General features: G+C 62.3%; 26 protein-coding genes. All 26 read right to left on the reverse strand.

All coding sequences use genetic code 11. The features are described 5' to 3' along the window. Nucleotides 1-58: 58 nt before the first annotated feature. Nucleotides 59-1,192, reverse strand: coding sequence for a mechanosensitive ion channel family protein (locus tag ICJ04_RS14705; RefSeq protein WP_188324936.1), 1,134 nt, complete (start codon nt 1,190-1,192; stop codon nt 59-61). Nucleotides 1,193-1,327: 135 nt separating this feature from the next. Next, nucleotides 1,328-2,686: a 3-deoxy-7-phosphoheptulonate synthase class II gene (locus ICJ04_RS14710; RefSeq protein WP_188324937.1), complete on the reverse strand. Its 1,359-nt coding sequence runs from the start codon at nt 2,684-2,686 to the stop codon at nt 1,328-1,330. A gap of 66 nt (nt 2,687-2,752) precedes the next feature. After that, nucleotides 2,753-3,256, reverse strand: coding sequence for a disulfide bond formation protein B (locus ICJ04_RS14715; RefSeq protein WP_188324938.1), 504 nt, complete (start codon nt 3,254-3,256; stop codon nt 2,753-2,755). 134 nt (nt 3,257-3,390) lie between these two features. Further along, nucleotides 3,391-3,777, reverse strand: coding sequence for a 50S ribosomal protein L17 (rplQ, locus tag ICJ04_RS14720; RefSeq protein ID WP_042614208.1), 387 nt, complete (start codon nt 3,775-3,777; stop codon nt 3,391-3,393). 242 nt (nt 3,778-4,019) lie between these two features. Then, nucleotides 4,020-5,018, reverse strand: coding sequence for a DNA-directed RNA polymerase subunit alpha (rpoA, locus tag ICJ04_RS14725; protein WP_188324939.1), 999 nt, complete (start codon nt 5,016-5,018; stop codon nt 4,020-4,022). Between the two features lie 55 nt (nt 5,019-5,073). Beyond that, nucleotides 5,074-5,703, reverse strand: a complete 630-nt coding sequence (gene rpsD, locus ICJ04_RS14730) for a 30S ribosomal protein S4 (protein ID WP_042614210.1) — start codon at nt 5,701-5,703, stop codon at nt 5,074-5,076. Nucleotides 5,704-5,717: 14 nt separating this feature from the next. After that, nucleotides 5,718-6,107: a 30S ribosomal protein S11 gene (rpsK, locus tag ICJ04_RS14735; protein ID WP_042614211.1), complete on the reverse strand. Its 390-nt coding sequence runs from the start codon at nt 6,105-6,107 to the stop codon at nt 5,718-5,720. A 9-nt stretch (nt 6,108-6,116) separates the two neighbouring features. Continuing rightward, complete coding sequence (gene rpsM, locus ICJ04_RS14740) at nt 6,117-6,473, reverse strand: 30S ribosomal protein S13 (RefSeq protein WP_188324940.1); 357 nt, start codon at nt 6,471-6,473, stop codon at nt 6,117-6,119. Nucleotides 6,474-6,833: 360 nt separating this feature from the next. Next, entirely contained in the window at nt 6,834-8,201 is a 1,368-nt protein-coding gene (gene secY / locus ICJ04_RS14745) for a preprotein translocase subunit SecY (RefSeq protein ID WP_188324941.1), read from the reverse strand. Nucleotides 8,202-8,208: 7 nt separating this feature from the next. Further along, a complete protein-coding gene (gene rplO / locus ICJ04_RS14750) occupies nt 8,209-8,652 on the reverse strand; it encodes a 50S ribosomal protein L15 (RefSeq protein WP_188324942.1) in 444 nt (147 codons plus the stop codon). A gap of 4 nt (nt 8,653-8,656) precedes the next feature. Beyond that, nucleotides 8,657-8,848, reverse strand: a complete 192-nt coding sequence (gene rpmD, locus ICJ04_RS14755; protein WP_188324943.1) for a 50S ribosomal protein L30 — start codon at nt 8,846-8,848, stop codon at nt 8,657-8,659. After that, the gene (rpsE, locus tag ICJ04_RS14760) at nt 8,841-9,383 is read right to left on the reverse strand and encodes a 30S ribosomal protein S5 (protein WP_188324944.1); all 543 of its coding nucleotides are present in this window, start codon (nt 9,381-9,383) and stop codon (nt 8,841-8,843) included. Before rpsE ends, rpmD begins: the two co-directional genes overlap by 8 nt. A 160-nt stretch (nt 9,384-9,543) precedes the next feature. Further along, the gene (gene rplR / locus ICJ04_RS14765) at nt 9,544-9,897 is read right to left on the reverse strand and encodes a 50S ribosomal protein L18 (RefSeq protein WP_188324945.1); all 354 of its coding nucleotides are present in this window, start codon (nt 9,895-9,897) and stop codon (nt 9,544-9,546) included. An 86-nt stretch (nt 9,898-9,983) separates the two neighbouring features. Continuing rightward, the gene (gene rplF, locus ICJ04_RS14770) at nt 9,984-10,508 is read right to left on the reverse strand and encodes a 50S ribosomal protein L6 (protein ID WP_188324946.1); all 525 of its coding nucleotides are present in this window, start codon (nt 10,506-10,508) and stop codon (nt 9,984-9,986) included. Between the two features lie 17 nt (nt 10,509-10,525). After that, complete coding sequence (gene rpsH / locus ICJ04_RS14775; protein ID WP_004145387.1) at nt 10,526-10,924, reverse strand: 30S ribosomal protein S8; 399 nt, start codon at nt 10,922-10,924, stop codon at nt 10,526-10,528. Nucleotides 10,925-11,151: 227 nt separating this feature from the next. Next, nucleotides 11,152-11,457 (reverse strand): 30S ribosomal protein S14, encoded by a 306-nt coding sequence (gene rpsN / locus ICJ04_RS14780; RefSeq protein WP_188324947.1) that lies wholly within the window; start codon nt 11,455-11,457, stop codon nt 11,152-11,154. Nucleotides 11,458-11,478: 21 nt separating this feature from the next. Further along, nucleotides 11,479-12,021, reverse strand: a complete 543-nt coding sequence (gene rplE, locus ICJ04_RS14785) for a 50S ribosomal protein L5 (RefSeq protein WP_188324948.1) — start codon at nt 12,019-12,021, stop codon at nt 11,479-11,481. Between the two features lie 10 nt (nt 12,022-12,031). Beyond that, nucleotides 12,032-12,349 (reverse strand): 50S ribosomal protein L24, encoded by a 318-nt coding sequence (rplX, locus tag ICJ04_RS14790; RefSeq protein WP_188324949.1) that lies wholly within the window; start codon nt 12,347-12,349, stop codon nt 12,032-12,034. A 16-nt stretch (nt 12,350-12,365) separates the two neighbouring features. Beyond that, nucleotides 12,366-12,734, reverse strand: a complete 369-nt coding sequence (gene rplN / locus ICJ04_RS14795) for a 50S ribosomal protein L14 (protein WP_042614221.1) — start codon at nt 12,732-12,734, stop codon at nt 12,366-12,368. A 13-nt stretch (nt 12,735-12,747) separates the two neighbouring features. Then, complete coding sequence (gene rpsQ, locus ICJ04_RS14800; RefSeq protein WP_188324950.1) at nt 12,748-13,017, reverse strand: 30S ribosomal protein S17; 270 nt, start codon at nt 13,015-13,017, stop codon at nt 12,748-12,750. A gap of 11 nt (nt 13,018-13,028) precedes the next feature. After that, on the reverse strand, nt 13,029-13,214 hold the full coding sequence (gene rpmC / locus ICJ04_RS14805) for a 50S ribosomal protein L29 (RefSeq protein ID WP_101098576.1): 186 nt from the start codon (nt 13,212-13,214) through the stop codon (nt 13,029-13,031). Next, complete coding sequence (gene rplP / locus ICJ04_RS14810) at nt 13,214-13,627, reverse strand: 50S ribosomal protein L16 (protein WP_042614224.1); 414 nt, start codon at nt 13,625-13,627, stop codon at nt 13,214-13,216. Before rplP ends, rpmC begins: the two co-directional genes overlap by 1 nt. A 5-nt stretch (nt 13,628-13,632) precedes the next feature. After that, nucleotides 13,633-14,364: a 30S ribosomal protein S3 gene (gene rpsC, locus ICJ04_RS14815; RefSeq protein ID WP_038690288.1), complete on the reverse strand. Its 732-nt coding sequence runs from the start codon at nt 14,362-14,364 to the stop codon at nt 13,633-13,635. 17 nt (nt 14,365-14,381) lie between these two features. Continuing rightward, nucleotides 14,382-14,717: a 50S ribosomal protein L22 gene (rplV, locus tag ICJ04_RS14820; RefSeq protein WP_017355410.1), complete on the reverse strand. Its 336-nt coding sequence runs from the start codon at nt 14,715-14,717 to the stop codon at nt 14,382-14,384. Between the two features lie 12 nt (nt 14,718-14,729). Continuing rightward, nucleotides 14,730-14,999 carry a 30S ribosomal protein S19 gene (rpsS, locus tag ICJ04_RS14825; RefSeq protein ID WP_188324951.1) on the reverse strand — a complete coding sequence of 90 codons (270 nt, stop codon included), beginning with the start codon at nt 14,997-14,999 and terminating at the stop codon, nt 14,730-14,732. Between the two features lie 6 nt (nt 15,000-15,005). Next, nucleotides 15,006-15,833: a 50S ribosomal protein L2 gene (gene rplB, locus ICJ04_RS14830; protein ID WP_188324952.1), complete on the reverse strand. Its 828-nt coding sequence runs from the start codon at nt 15,831-15,833 to the stop codon at nt 15,006-15,008.

Genomic DNA, 15,833 nt, shown 5'->3' on the forward strand with positions numbered 1-15,833 from the left:
CACCCCAGGCGGGAGTAGCTGCGAGGCGTCAGGCAGGGCCGTCGCGCATGACGCGGCGCTACCCTGCCGTGGGCTGGACGGCCGGTTCGCCATCCTCGGCACCGGGTGAGCGCACCTCCTGCTCCGGTGCCGGCGCGACGCGCCGCTTTGGCGTATCGGCACTTTCCTCCAGCTGCGCACGCAGGCGCGGCAACGCCTGTGGATGTTCACGCGCGAGGAAGTCCAGCATCCGCTCGCGCACCAGGCAACGCAGGTCGAACGCATCGCCCGAGTTGCGTGCACTGACCAGCAGGCGGACCTGCAGCGTGTGTTCGGTGGTCTCGGTGACCTGGGTCACGCAGACACGGCCGTCCCACAGCGGTGCGTCCTTGCAGATGCGCTCCAGCTCGGCGCGGATGGCGGGAATCGGCGCACGGTAATCCAGCCACAGGAAGGCGGTGCCCAACAGGTCCGCACTGCGCCGGGTCCAGTTCTGGAACGGGTTTTCGATGAACCACGTCAGCGGCACGACCATCCGCCGTTCGTCCCAGATGCGCACCACGACGTAGCTGCTGCCGATCTCTTCAATACGCCCCCACTCGCCTTCCACGATCACCACGTCATCCAGCCGGATCGGCTGTGTCACGGCGATCTGCAGGCCGGCGATCAGGTTGCCGAACACGGGCTTGGCGGCGATACCGGCCACCAGGCCGATCAGGCCGGCCGAGGCCAGCAGGGCGGAGCCGATCTTGGCCACCATGTCGAACTGCAGCAGCACCAGCGATATCCCCAATACGATGATCGCGCCCATCAGCACGCGGCTGAGGACACGGGTCTGGGTCTGCACGCGGCGCGCTTCCAGATTGTCGGCCACTTCGATGGGATGGTTGCGCAGGATCGCCTTCTCGCCGGCGGCGACGGCCCGTACCAGCAGCCAGATGAAGCAGGCGGTCAACCCGATGTGCACCAGCCGCTGCGCCTGGTCCAACCAGCGGTCGTGCAGTGGCGTTGCCTGCAGCGCAGGCACCAGCAGGAGCAGCGGGAACGCCAGTGCAAGCGGCGGGCCGAGCATGCGCCCGATGCGCGCGCGCCGCCGGTCGCGACCTTCCAGTCGCCGATACAGCGCGAGGATCACCCAGGCGCCGAGCGCCCCCACTGCCAGCGCGATGCCCAACGGCACCACGTACGCCTGCGCTTGTTCCCACCTCGACACTGCTGCACCTCCACGACCACGCGAAAGAACCAGCGTGTCGCAGAAGCCATGAGCGTCATGTCAGGCGTTCGTAAAAAAGGGGTCAGATCCCGCTCGCTGTGCGCGCGGGATCCAACCCCCTCAGCAGCGATCGGATCAGCCGTTCTGCTTGCGCACGATCGCCATGGCGATTTCCAGCGACTGTTCGTAGTTGAGTCGCGGATCCACGCTGGAGCGGTAGGCACGTTCCAGATCGCGCTCGGTGAGCTCACGCGCGCCACCGGTGCATTCGGTCACGTCTTCGCCGGTCATCTCCAGGTGCACGCCACCCAGGCGCGTACCCGCGGCCGCGTGCAGATCGAACGACAACTCGACTTCACCGCGTATGTTGTCGAAGCGGCGCGTCTTGTAGCCGTTGCCCGTGCTCTCCGTATTGCCATGCATCGCATCGCACACCCACAGCACCCGGCGACCGTCGCGCTTCACCGCATCCAGCAGCGGCGGCAGCTTGTCGGCGATGTGCGCCGCGCCCATGCGATGGATGAAGCTCAGCCGGCCGGGTTCGTCGTCTGGATTCAGCACATCGATCAAGCGCAGCAGCTGGTCCGGCTGCACCGACGGCCCCACCTTGATCGCGATCGGATTGCGTACGCCGCGCAGATACTCCACGTGCGCGCCATCGAGTGCAGCGGTGCGCATGCCGATCCACGGATAGTGCGTGCTCAGGTTCAGCCAGCCCTGCTGACGCGGCACCTGGCGTGTCAGTCCCTGCTCATACGGCAGCAGCAACGCCTCGTGCGACGTATAGAAATCCACCCGCTTGAGGTTGTGCACGCGCGCGCCGGAGATGGTCTCCATGAAGCCGATGGCATCCTCTATGGACGTCACCATCTTCTGGTACTCCACCGCCAGCGGGGAATGCCGCACCCACTCGAGGTTCCAGTACTCCGGGTGATGCAGATCGGCGAATCCCCCGTCGATCAGCGCCCGAACGAAGTTCATCGTCATCGCCGAATGCGCGTGTGCCTGCAGCATCCGCTTGGGATCCGGCAGGCGTGCCGCTTCGGTGAAGGCCGGCGCATTGATCACATCGCCGCGGTAGCTGGGCAGCGTGACCCCATCGCGTGTCTCGGTGTCTGCCGAACGCGGCTTCGCGTACTGCCCGGCGAAGCGTCCGACGCGGATCACCGGCTTGCGCATGCCATGCACCAGCACCAGGCTCATCTGCAGCAGCACCTTGAGCCGGTTGGAGATCATCCCGGACTCACAGTCGCTGAAGTTCTCTGCGCAATCGCCGCCCTGCAGCAGGAAACGCTTACCTTCCTGCGCATCCGCCAACTGCTGCTTCAGTGACAGGATTTCCCACGAGGTGACCAACGGCGGCAGCCGCTTCAACTCGTGCAACGCCGCGTCCAAGGCAACCGGATCCGGATAGGTCGGCAACTGGAGGGCAGGCTTTGCCCGCCAGCTCTCCGGCGACCAGTCAGCGGGCGACAATGAATCAACGGACGACATGGCGGACTCCAGGACCTTCGGGGGCGCGCCGAGCCATGCCCGGCGCATCAAGTACAACGTTCAACATCAGCGAATACGGCGCACGGACACCCACAACGCCCAGCCCGCCAGCAACACGAACCACACCAGCGACCACATCGGCATGCTCAGGCCCAGGAAGGCCCAGTCGATGTCGCCGCAGTTGCCGGTACCGGTCAGCACGGTGCGGAACACCTCGAACGGGCCCATGGTTTCACTGAGGAAGCTGAGTGGCGGGCCGCAGGTCGATCCGAACTCCGGCGGAATCATCTGCACATACACGTGGCGCGCGGCGATGCCCACGCCCACGGCCGCCGCGATGAAGGCCAACACGCCGTAGGTGATGCGCCCCGGTCGATTGGAGGGACCGTGCAGCGCACCGATCAGGAACACAAGGCCCAGCGCGGCAAACGCCAGTCGCTGGAAAATGCACAGCGGGCATGGCTCGAGGCCCATCTTCAACTGCAGGTAGATCGCGAAGCCAAGCAGCCCCGCGCAGATCAGGAACCCCAGCAGGAACTGGGCGCGGAACGGCCAACGGAACGGGTTCATCAGCAGGACTCAGTGCAGGCAGATGCAAAGCGTAACCCATGCGACGGCGGGCGCGATGCCCTACGCACGGGTGCTGTAACGCAGAAGCCCGGCACAAGGCCGGGCTTCTGACGGTGCTGCAGGGAACGGTCCGATTACTCGGCCACTTCCTCGGCAACAGCGGCCGGACGGTCGACCAGCTCGACGTAGGCCATCGGTGCATTGTCGCCAGCGCGGAAGCCGCACTTCAGCAGACGCAGGTAACCACCCGGACGCGACGCGTAACGCGGGCCCAGGATGGTGAACAGGTTGCCGACCGCTTCGTTGTCACGCAGGCGGGCGAACGCCAGGCGACGGTTGGCGACGGAGTCGACCTTGGCCAGGGTGATCAGCGGCTCGGCAACGCGGCGCAGTTCCTTGGCCTTCGGCAGGGTGGTCTTGATCAGCTCGTGCTTGAACAGCGACGCGGCCATGTTCTTGAACATTGCTTCGCGGTGAGCGCTGGTACGGCTGAACTTACGACCGGATTTCTGATGACGCATGGTGATGATTCCTTTGCAAGATTGAGACTTTGGGGATCGTTGTCGCCATCCTGGCGCTGTATTCGGACTGCGGATGGTCCTGGCCGCCCCTCCTGGTCGGCCTGTCCGCGGACTGATCGTCCGTCGGTTGTTGTAGAGCCGAGCTTGATCGACTGCAGGGGCTGCAATCGCGCAAGCTCGGCTCTACGGTGCGAAGGCCCCACCGTTACCGGTGAGGCCTTTGCAGTACTGCAGGGGGCTTATCAGCCCAGCATGCCGTGGCTGGCGACGCCGGCCGGCGGCCAGTTCTCCAGCTTCATGCCAAGCGACAGGCCACGCTGGGCCAGCACTTCCTTGATCTCGGTGAGCGACTTCTTGCCCAGGTTCGGGGTCTTCAGCAGCTCCACTTCGGTCTTCTGGATCAGATCGCCGATGTAATAGATGCTTTCCGCCTTGAGGCAGTTGGCCGAACGCACGGTCAGTTCCAGGTCGTCGATCGGGCGCAGCAGCACCGGATCCACGCCGTTGTTGGCCGGCTTGGCCGCACCGCGGTCGCGGTGGGTGAAGTCACCGAACACCGACAGCTGGTCGCTGAGGATGTCGGCGGCGGTGCGCACGGCTTCCTCGGCGTCGATGGTGCCGTTGGTCTCGATATCGATGACCAGCTTGTCCAGATCGGTACGCTGCTCGACACGTGCCGCTTCCACGGCATAGGCGACACGGCGGACCGGCGAGAACGAGGCATCCAGGACCAGACGGCCGATGGCACGGGTTTCTTCGTCCGGACGACGACGCGCGGCAGCCGGCTGATAGCCGAAACCACGCTCGATCTTCAGACGCATGTTGATTGCCGTATCCTTGGTCAGGTTGCAGATCACGTGGTCGCCGTTGAGGACCTCCACGTTATGATCAACCTTGATATCGGCAGCCGTGACGACGCCCGGACCCTGCTTGGACAGGGACAGGGTGGCGTTGTCGCCGGAATGCATACGGATGGCCACATCCTTCAGGTTGAGCAGGACTTCAAGCACGTCTTCCTGCAGACCTTCGACCGTGGTGTACTCATGCAACACGCCGTCGATTTCGACTTCCGTGATCGCGAAGCCCGGGATGGACGACAACAGGACGCGACGCAGGGCATTGCCCAGCGTATGCCCATAACCACGCTCCAAGGGTTCGATAACGACCTTGGCGCGTGTGTCGGTAAGGCGTTCGATCTGCGGGCCACGAGGACGCAGAACCTGGTTGGCGGTAACCGTCATGTTGCGGGTTCTCCTAGTGAACCCCCGGCCGTCGCCGGGGGCTCTCCAATGTGAATTACTTCGAATACAGCTCGACGATCAGCGCTTCATTGATGTCTGCAGGCAGGTCCGAACGATCCGGAACCGCCTTGAAGACGCCGGCGAACTTGCCGGAATCCACTTCAATCCACGACGGACGCATGTCGTGCGTGGCCGAAACGGTCAGGGCTTCCTGAACGCGCAGCTGCTTGGCAGCCTTTTCGGACAGCGCAACTGCGTCGCCAGCCTTGATCTGGTACGAAGCCAGGTTGACCGACTTGCCGTTCACGGTGACACCGCGGTGCGAGACCAGCTGACGAGCAGCCGGACGGGTCACAGCGAAGCCCATGCGATAGACGACGTTGTCCAGACGGGTTTCCAACAACTGCAGCAGGTTCTCGCCGGTGTTGCCCTTCTTGGTCGAGGCCTTCTTGTAGTAGTTGCGGAACTGACGCTCCAGCAGACCGTAGATACGCTTGACCTTCTGCTTTTCACGCAGCTGGGTAGCGTAGTCGGACAGCTTGCCCTTACGGGCGGTAGCGCCGTGCTGGCCGGGCTTCTGCTCCAGCTTGCACTTGGAGTCCAGCGCGCGCGCCGGGCTCTTGAGGGAGAGGTCGGCGCCTTCGCGACGGGCGAGCTTACAGGTAGGACCGATATAACGAGCCATTTCTTATCGCTCCCTTAGACGCGACGCTTCTTCGGCGGACGGCACCCGTTGTGCGGGATTGGCGTCACGTCGATGATGTTGGTGATCTTGTAACCGACGTTGTTCAGCGAACGAACGGCGGACTCACGACCCGGACCCGGGCCCTTGATGCGGACTTCCAGCGACTTCACGCCGTAGTCGAGCGCAGCACGGCCGGCCTTTTCGGCGGCGACCTGGGCAGCGAACGGGGTCGACTTGCGCGAACCGCGGAAGCCGGCGCCACCGGAGGTCGCCCACGACAGGGCATTACCCTGACGGTCGGTGATGGTCACGATGGTGTTGTTGAAAGAAGCGTGGACGTGGGCGACGCCATCAGTGATGACGCGCTTGATCTTCTTCTTGGTCTTAGCAGCGGGCTTAGCCATTTTTGTCCCTTACTTCCTGATCGCCTTGCGCGGACCCTTGCGGGTGCGGGCGTTGGTACGGGTACGCTGGCCACGCAGCGGAAGACCGCGACGGTGACGCAGACCGCGATAGCAGCCCAGATCCATCAGACGCTTGATTGCGATACCGATTTCACGGCGCAGATCGCCTTCCACGATGAACTTGCCGACTTCGGCGCGGAGGCGCTCGATTTCCGGCTCGGACAGATCGCGGATCTTGGTGGTCGAAGTAACGCCTGCGGAGTCGCAGACCTTCTTCGAACGGGTACGGCCGATGCCGTAAATGCTTTGCAACCCGACCCAGACGTGCTTCTGGGCTGGCAGGTTGACGCCTGCAATACGCGCCATGACGCGGTTCTCCAGCTGAGTGATGGCCGACAGCGCACCATGAAGGCGCGCCAATCCGGCAGGATAGATCAATAAAGTGAACTAGCGAATCTTACAAGGTTCCGGTGTACTGGAAGTTTCTGAGACCGTGAGGTTTCAAAAACCCGGCCCGGGGAGTGTGCCCAGGCTCCGGCGCCGGATCAGGTTGGTCGCGGCGCCATATCCGAAGACATGCCGCCGTGGCCGCCCGCGCTACTCCTGCGCAGGACCACCAGATCTCACCCCCACCCGGAACCGCTGCGGGGGCCGCCCTTCTTTGGATAGCCGAGTCCGCGAAGCGGAGGACCATCACATCAGGAAGACGATAGTGTAACAGGCAGATCAGCCGCGTGCAAAACCGCCGCGATTGCCACCCTTCAGGTTTGCCTTCTTCAACAGGCTTTCATACTGGTGCGACATCAGGTGCGCCTGAACCTGGGCGATGAAGTCCATCACCACCACCACCACGATCAGCAGCGAGGTGCCGCCGAAGTAGAACGACGCGTTCAACTGGGTGCGCATCAGTTCCGGCAGCAGGCAGACGATCACCAGATAGGCCGAACCCGCCGCGGTCAGCCGCGTCAGCACGCCATCGATGTAGTCAGCGGTCGCCTTGCCCGGACGGATGCCCGGAATCAGCGCGCCCGACTTCTTCAGGTTGTCCGCGGTTTCCTGCGAGTTGAACACCAGCGCGGTATAGAAGAACGCGAAACCGGTGATCAGTCCTGCAAACACGATCATATGCAGCGGCTCACCCGGCCCGAGGGCATTGGCGATCTTCTGCAGCCACTGACCGGTGGCGCTCTGGTTGGCCGCCTGGCCTGACCACATCGCCAGCGTCGCCGGGAAGGCCAACAGGCTGGAGGCGAAGATCGCGGGGATCACGCCGGCCATGTTGAGCTTCAGCGGCAGGAACGAGGTCTGGTTCATGTACGCGTTGCGGCCACCCTGGCGACGTGCGTAGTTCACCGTGATGCGGCGCTGGCCGCGTTCGACGAACACCACGAAGAAGGTGAAGGCCAGTACCACCAGCGCGATCAGCAGCAGCTGGATGAACTGGATGTTGCCGTCGCGGTACGCATCGAACGTATGGATGATCGCGCCCGGCAGACCGGCGACGATACCGGCGAAGATGATCAGCGACACACCGTTGCCGATGCCGCGCTCGGTCACCTGCTCACCGACCCACATCAGGAAGATGGTGCCTGCGGTCAATGCGATCACGGCAGTGAGCACGAAGCCCATGCCCGGCGCATACACCACGGCCGTGCCACCCGGCGACACCTGGTTCTGCAGTGCCAGCGCGATGCTGCCGCCCTGCACCACCGCCAACAACACGGCGCCGATGCGGGAATACTGGGTGATCTTGCGGCGTCCAGACTCACCTTCCTTCTGCAGCGCCTTCAGCGCCGGGAAGATGTGGACCGCCAGCTGCATCACGATCGATGCCGAGATGTACGGCATGACGTTCAGCGCGAAGATCGAAAAACGGTGCAGGGCGCCGCCCGAGAACATGTTGAACATGTCCACGATGCCGCCGCCCTGCTGTTCCATCATGGCAAGCATGGCATCGGGGTTCACGCCCGGAACCGGCACATAGCACCCGATCCGATAGACGATCAACGCCCCGACGACAAACAGCAGACGCTGGCGAAGTTCAGTGAACTTGCCCATTCCACCTGCGAGGTTACCGATGCCAGCTTGCGCCATGATGCTATTACTCCGTTACGCTGCCGCCGGCAGCTTCGATCGCAGCCTTGGCACCAGCCGTGGCAGCGATGCCCTTCAGGGTGTACGCCTTGGTCAGCTCGCCCTTGACGACGATCTTGGCCTTCTTCGCGATGCTCGGAACCAGCTTGGCTTCACGCAGGATGGCGAAAGTGATTTCGCCAGCCGGCAGCTTGTCCAGCTGATACAGCAGCACTTCAGCGGTGTCCTTGGCGATCGGCGAGTTGAAGCCGATCTTCGGCAGACGACGCTGCATGGGGGTCTGGCCGCCTTCGAAGCCAGCCTTGATCTTGCCGCCACCCTTACGGGCGAACGAACCCTTGTGGCCGCGGCCGCAGGTCTTGCCCAGGCCGGAGCCGATGCCACGACCGACGCGGGTACGCGGGGTACGCGCGCCCGGTGCCGGGTTCAGTTCATTCAGATGCATGGTCATTGGATTATTCCTCAACCTTGACGAGGTAGTGAACCTTGTTGATCAGGCCGCGAACCTGCGGGCTGTCCTTCAGTTCACGCACATCGTTGAGCTTGCTCAGACCCAGGGCACGCACCGACAGGCGGTGACGGGACTGGGCACCACGAAGGCCGCGCACCAGGCGCACCTTGACAGTCTTGCTGGTCGAATCAGCCATGATTCAGATCCTCTACCTTCTTGCCGCGCTTGGCCGCGATGCGAGCCGGCGACTGCACAGCAGCCAGGCCCTTCACGGTGGCACGCACCAGGTTGATCGGGTTGCGCGAACCAACAGCCTTGGCCAGCACGTTCTTCACGCCAACGGCTTCCAACACGGCGCGCATGGCGCCACCGGCGATGACGCCGGTACCTTCAGACGCGGGCTGCATGAAAACGCGTGCTGCACCGTGACCGTCCTTGATGGTGTGCCACAAGGTGCCGTTGTTCAGATCAACGCTGACCTGGTTCTTGCGCGCCTGCTCCATCGACTTCTGGATGGCGACCGGCACTTCGCGTGCCTTGCCATAGCCGAAACCGACCTTGCCTTCGCCATCGCCGACCACGGTCAGTGCGGTGAAGGTGAACTGACGACCGCCCTTGACGGTCTTGCTGACGCGATTGACCGCGACCAGCTTCTCGATCATGCCATCGTCGACTTTTTCTTCGCGGTTACGGTCGCGATCGCGACCCCGCTGCGGACGTTCTTCTGCCATCTTGATTCCTTGGTTGTTTAGGTATGTACGGCTCGAGGCCGCTTATGGTTGTGGAGTGGTGCGTTGTTCCGGTACGCCGTTGCATAAGAACGGGACCGTCCGGCCACCCTCTGGCCGGCGAGCAGGCGGAAAGGAGCCCATGGGCTCCTTTCCTTATCCCTTAGAACTGCAGGCCAGCTTCGCGAGCAGCGTCAGCCAGGGCCTTGATGCGGCCATGGTAACGGTAGCCCGAACGATCGAAGGCAACCTTCTCGATGCCGGCGGCCTTGGCGCGCTCTGCAACGATACGGCCGACCTTGGCAGCAGCTTCGGCGTTCTTGCCGCTCTTCAGGCCTTCCTTGACGTCGGCCTGGGTGGTGTTGGCAGCAGCCAGCACCGTGGAGCCGTCGGCGGTGAAGACCTGTGCGTACAGATGCTGACCGGTGCGCAGCACCGACAGACGGGCGACGCCGAGCACACGGATGTGGGCACGGGTCGACTTGGCGCGGCGCAGGCGGGCGATGTTCTTGTTCATGATTTTTTGTCCTGGAAAGCTGAAGGTTGGGCTTTTCCCCGGGGAGTCCGCACACGGAGGTGCGGGCTCCTGCAAGGAACTCGCGCTTACGCCTTCTTGGCTTCCTTGCGAATGATGACTTCGTCGGAGTACTTCACGCCCTTGCCCTTGTACGGTTCCGGCTTGCGGTACGCACGGATCTTGGCGGCAACTTCACCGACGATCTGCTTGTCAGCACCCTGCACCAGAATTTCGGTCTGCGTCGGGGTGGTGATGGTGATGCCTTCCGGCGCCACATACAGGATCGGATGCGAGTAACCGAGCGCCAGGCTCAGGTCCTTGCCCTGCATGGAAGCACGGTAACCGACGCCGACCAGCTCAAGCTTGCGCTCGAAGCCATCGGTGACGCCCTTGACCATATTGGCCAGGATCGCGCGGACGGTACCGGTCAGCGGCACGAGGGCTGCGTCTTCGGTGCTCAGGGTGGCAACGCCGTTCTCGACATTGATGGCAATGCCAGCCGGCTTGGCCAGCGACAGGGTGCCCTTCGGGCCCTTGGCGGTGACACTGTCGGACTGGACGTTCAACTCAACCTTACCCAGGTCGATCGGCTTCTTGGCTACACGGGACATGGTCTACTCCTTTCGCCTTAGGCCACGAAGCACAGGACTTCGCCGCCGACGCCCAACTGGCGCGCCTGCGCATCAGTCATGATGCCCTTGGAGGTGGAAATGATGGAAATACCCAGGCCGTTCATGACCTTCGGCAGCTCGCTCTTGCCACGGTACTGACGCAGACCCGAACGCGAGAAACGCTTCAGGGTCGCGATGACCGGCTTGCCTTCGAAATACTTCAGCACGATTTCGAGCTCGGACTTGTTGTTCTCGAGCGCGGTAACGCGCAGGTCGGTGATGTAACCCTCGTCCTTCAGGACCTGGGCGATCGCAACCTTGATCTTGGACGACGGTGCTTTCACCGTCTGCTTGCCAACCGCTGCCGCATTCTTGATGCGGACCAGCAGGTCGGCGATGGGATCAGTCATGCTCATATGAGTACCTTTGAGTGCACCGATATCCGCTTTCGCGAATTCTGTTTTTGTAGTCCTGGGATGGGCCAGGCCCCCTCCCCCGCAACCAGCGCAAGGCAAGACGCGGGATTATACGCCAAAAGAGCCCGACTTGCGTCGGGCTCTCTGGTTTTTTCTGCAGACGGGCGAACCCGCCTCGGCTGGACCTGCCCTCCCCGTTCAGGGAGGGCAGTCGCAGGACCGGCTGATTACCAGCTGGCCTTGCGCAGGCCCGGCACGTCGCCACGCATGGTGGCTTCGCGGAGCTTGTTACGGCCCAGGCCGAACTTGCTGTACACGCCACGCGGGCGGCCAGACAGTTCGCAACGGTTGCGATGGCGGCTCGGCGACGAATCGCGCGGCAGCTTCGACAACTTGGTGGAGGCTTCGATCTTCTCTTCGTAAGACGCGGTCGGCGAGGACACGATCTTCTTCAGAGCAGCGCGCTTGTCAGCGAACTTCTCAGCCAGCTTCTTCCGCTTGATGTCGCGGTTGACCATGGAGGTCTTTGCCATTTTCGGATATTCCTCGACGTATCAGTTACGGAACGGGAACTTGAACGCTGCCAGCAGCGCCTTCGCTTCCGCATCGGTCTTCGCCGTGGTGGTGATGGCGATATCCATACCGCGGATCGCATCGACAGCGTCGAAATCGATTTCCGGGAAGATGATCTGTTCCTTCACACCCATGTTGAAGTTGCCGCGACCGTCAAAGGAACGACCGGACACACCACGGAAGTCGCGCACGCGCGGCAGCGAGATGTTGATCAGGCGGTCCATGAACTCGTACATCTTTTCACGGCGCAGCGTGGTCTTGCAGCCGATCGGCCAACCATCGCGGATCTTGAACGACGCAACCGACACACGCGACTTGGTGATGACCGGCTTCTGGCCGGCAATCTTGGTCATGTCGCCGACGGCGTTTTCCAGGATCTTCTTGTTGGTCGCTGCTTCACCGACACCCATGTTCAGGGTGACTTTGACCAGCTTCGGCACTTCCATCGGATTCTTGTAGCCGAACTGCTTCATCAGCGCCGGGACTACTTCTTCCTTGTAAAACTTTTCGAGACGGGTATTCATCAGCGCATCCTCAGGCGTCGAGCGCCTCACCGCTGGAGCGGAACACACGCAGTTTGCGTCCATCCTCCAGCACCTTGAAGCCAACGCGCTCGCCCTTGCCCGTTGCCGGGTTGACGACGTTTACGTTGGAGATATGGATCGACGCTTCACGCTCGACCACGCCGCCGGCAACGCCTGCCTGCGGATTCGGCTTGGTGTGGCGCTTGACGATGTTCACGTTGGCGACGACCACACGGTCGCCGTCCACGCGGACGATTTCGCCCTGCTTACCCTTGTCCTTGCCAGCGGTGACGACAACCTGGTCGCCCTTCTTGATACGGTTAGCCATGATTATCTCCTGTCGCTCACAGCACTTCGGGAGCGAGCGAGACGATCTTCATGAACTTCTCCGAACGAAGTTCACGCGTCACCGGTCCGAAGATACGGGTGCCGATCGGCTCCTGCTTGTTGTTCAGCAGTACGGCAGCATTGCCGTCGAAGCGGATCAACGAACCGTCCGGACGACGAACACCCTTGCGGGTACGGACAACAACGGCGTCGTAAACTTCGCCCTTCTTGACCTTGCCGCGCGGAATCGCGTCTTTGACGGTGACCTTGATGATGTCACCAATGTGCGCATAACGGCGCTTGGAACCACCAAGCACCTTGATGCACATCAGTTCCTTGGCACCGGAATTGTCCGCGGCGTCAAGGTAGCTCTGCATCTGGATCATGAGTCAGATCTCCTTATTCAGCCGCACGCGTGATGACTTCCACCACGCGCCAGTTCTTGGTCTTGGACATCGGAGCAATTTCGGTCACGCGCACGACATCGCCTTCGTTGCAGGCATTGTCGGCATCATGGGCGTGCAGCTTGGACGAGCGCTTGATGTACTTACCGTACAGCGGGTGCTTGACCTGGCGTTCCACCAGAATGGTGACCGTCTTGTCCATCTTGTTGCTGACGACACGGCCTTCGACCGTGCGCAGCGCTTTGTTTTCAGTGTTGTCGCTCATAGCGGCCATCCTTACTTGGTGCTGCCGAGCAGGGTCTTCGTGCGAGCAATCTCGCGACGGACCCGGCGGATATCGTGAGTCTTCGGCAGCTGGCCGGTGACCTGCTGCATACGGACAGAGAACTGTTCCTTACGCAGGTCGATCAGGTGGGCCTTCAGTTCGTCAGCCGACTTTTCACGGAGTTGTTTGAGGTCCATCAGCGCACCGTCCGGGTTACGAAAGTGGTGGTGACCGAGAGCTTGGCGGCGGCCAGGCGGAATGCCTCGCGTGCCACGTCTTCGGTAACACCCTCGATTTCATAGATCATGCGGCCGGGCTGGATCTGGGCCACCCAGTATTCCACGTTGCCCTTACCCGAACCCATTCGAACTTCGATGGGCTTCTTGGTGATGGGCTTGTCGGGGAACACACGGATCCACATCTTGCCACCGCGCTTGACGTAGCGGCTGATCGAGCGGCGGGCCGCTTCGATCTGACGCGCGGTCAGCTGACCGTGGGCGGTTGCCTTCAGGCCGTACTCGCCGAAGCTGACAGCGTTTGCGCTCCAGCTCAGGCCGTCGTTACGCCCCTTGTGTACCTTGCGGTATTTGGTTCGCTTGGGTTGCAACATTGTCGTTACCTCGCTTCACGAGCCGGGCGCTGACGGTCACCGCGGTCGCCGCGATCGTTACGATCGTTGCGCGGGGAGTCGTCCTGCTTTTCCTGGCCAACCTGGGAGAAATCGAAGACCTCGCCCTTGTAGATCCAGACCTTGATGCCGATGATGCCGTACGTCGTCTTGGCTTCAGCGAAGCCGTAGTCGATGTCGGCACGCAGCGTGTGCAGCGGCACGCGGCCTTCGCGGTACCACTCCGAACGGGCGATTTCTGCACCGTTCAAGCGGCCACCGACGTTGACCTTGATGCCCAGGGCACCGAGGCGCATCGCGTTGCCGACCGAGCGCTTCATTGCACGGCGGAACATGATGCGACGCTCAAGCTGCTGCGCGATGGACTCGGCAACCAGCTGTGCGTCCAGCTCGGGCTTGCGCACTTCAGTGACGTTGATGTGCGCCGGGACGCCCATCATCTCGCTCACTTCCTTGCGCAGCTTCTCGATGTCCTCACCACGCTTGCCGATCACTACGCCCGGACGGGCGGTGTGGATCGTCACGCGGGCGGTCTTGGCCGGACGCTCGATGAGGATCTTGCTGATGCCGGCCTGCGCAAGCTTCTTGCGCAGCATTTCCCGCACCTTCAGGTCGGCCGCCAGATAACCAGCGAACTCGCCCTTGTTGGCGTACCACTTGGAGTTCCAATCCTTGGAAATACCGAGGCGGATACCAATCGGATGAACTTTATGACCCATGGTCTTTTCCTTTCCGCTTACTTGCCGGCGCCCACAACCACAGTGATGTGGCTGGTGCGCTTGAGGATGCGGGTACCGCGGCCTTTCGCCCGCGCCATGAAACGCTTCAGGGTCGGACCTTCATCTACCATGATGGTCTGGACCTTCAGCTCGTCGACGTCAGCGCCCTGGTTGTTCTCGGCATTTGCAATAGCCGACTCCACCACCTTCTTGATCAGGTGTGCAGCCTTCTTGTCCGAGAACTTCAGCAGGTTGACCGCACGCTCGGCCGGCAGGCCGCGCACCTGGTCAGCGACCAGGCGGGCTTTCTGCGCAGAGATGCGCGCGGAGCGCAAAATGGCTTTCGCTTCCATTGTCATCTCTCCTTACTTGCCGGACTTCTTGTCACCACCGTGACCCTTGAAGGTCCGGGTGATGGCAAATTCGCCAAGCTTGTGGCCGACCATGTTCTCGTTGATGAGAACCGGGATGTGGTTTTTGCCGTTATGCACGGCAATGGTGACGCCTACCATGTCAGGCAGGATCATCGAACGACGCGACCAGGTCTTGATCGGACGCTTGCTACCCGCAGCGGCTGCCACCTTGACAACAAGGTGGTGATCGACAAACGGGCCCTTCTTGAGTGAACGTGCCATGGTCGATTAGCCCCTACGATCGCGGACGATGAACTGCTGAGTGCGCTTGTTATGGCGCGTCTTGTAACCCTTGGTCGGAACACCCCACGGGGTGACCGGATGCGGATTACCCTGGCCGGCCTTCGCCTCACCACCGCCGTGCGGATGGTCAACCGGGTTCATGGCTGCACCACGAACGGTCGGGCGGACACCGCGCCAGCGCTTGGCGCCAGCCTTGCCCAGCTTTTCCAGGTTGTGCTCGTCGTTACCGACTTCACCGATGGTGGCGCGGCACTCGACCGGCACCTTGCGCATTTCACCCGAGCGCAGGCGCAGGGTGGCGTAGATGCCTTCACGAGCGACGAGCTGCACGGCGGCGCCGGCGGCACGAGCGATCTGTGCACCTTTGCCCGGCTTCAGTTCGATGCCGTGAATGGTGGTACCGACCGGGATGTTGCGCAGCGGCAGCGTGTTGCCTGCCTTGATCGGCGCATCCGAGCCTGCAATCACCTGGTCACCGGCCTTCAGGCCCTTCGGTGCGATGATGTAGCGACGCTCACCGTCGACGTAGCACAGCAGGGCGATATGGGCAGTGCGGTTCGGATCGTATTCGATGCGTTCCACGCGTGCCGGAATGCCTTCCTTGTTGCGCTTGAAGTCGATGACGCGGTAGTGCTGCTTGTGACCACCACCAACGTGGCGGACCGTGATGCGGCCGTGGTGGTTACGACCACCCGACTTGCTCAACGGCTCCAGCAACGGTGCGTGCGGTGCGCCCTTGTGCAGATCGGGAGTAACCACGCGCACGGCCGAACGACGGCCGGGGGAAGTGGGTTTGAATTTCATCAATGGCAT

This window comes from Stenotrophomonas sp. 169, assembly GCF_014621775.1.
In the GTDB taxonomy this organism is placed as follows: Bacteria; Pseudomonadota; Gammaproteobacteria; order Xanthomonadales; family Xanthomonadaceae; genus Stenotrophomonas.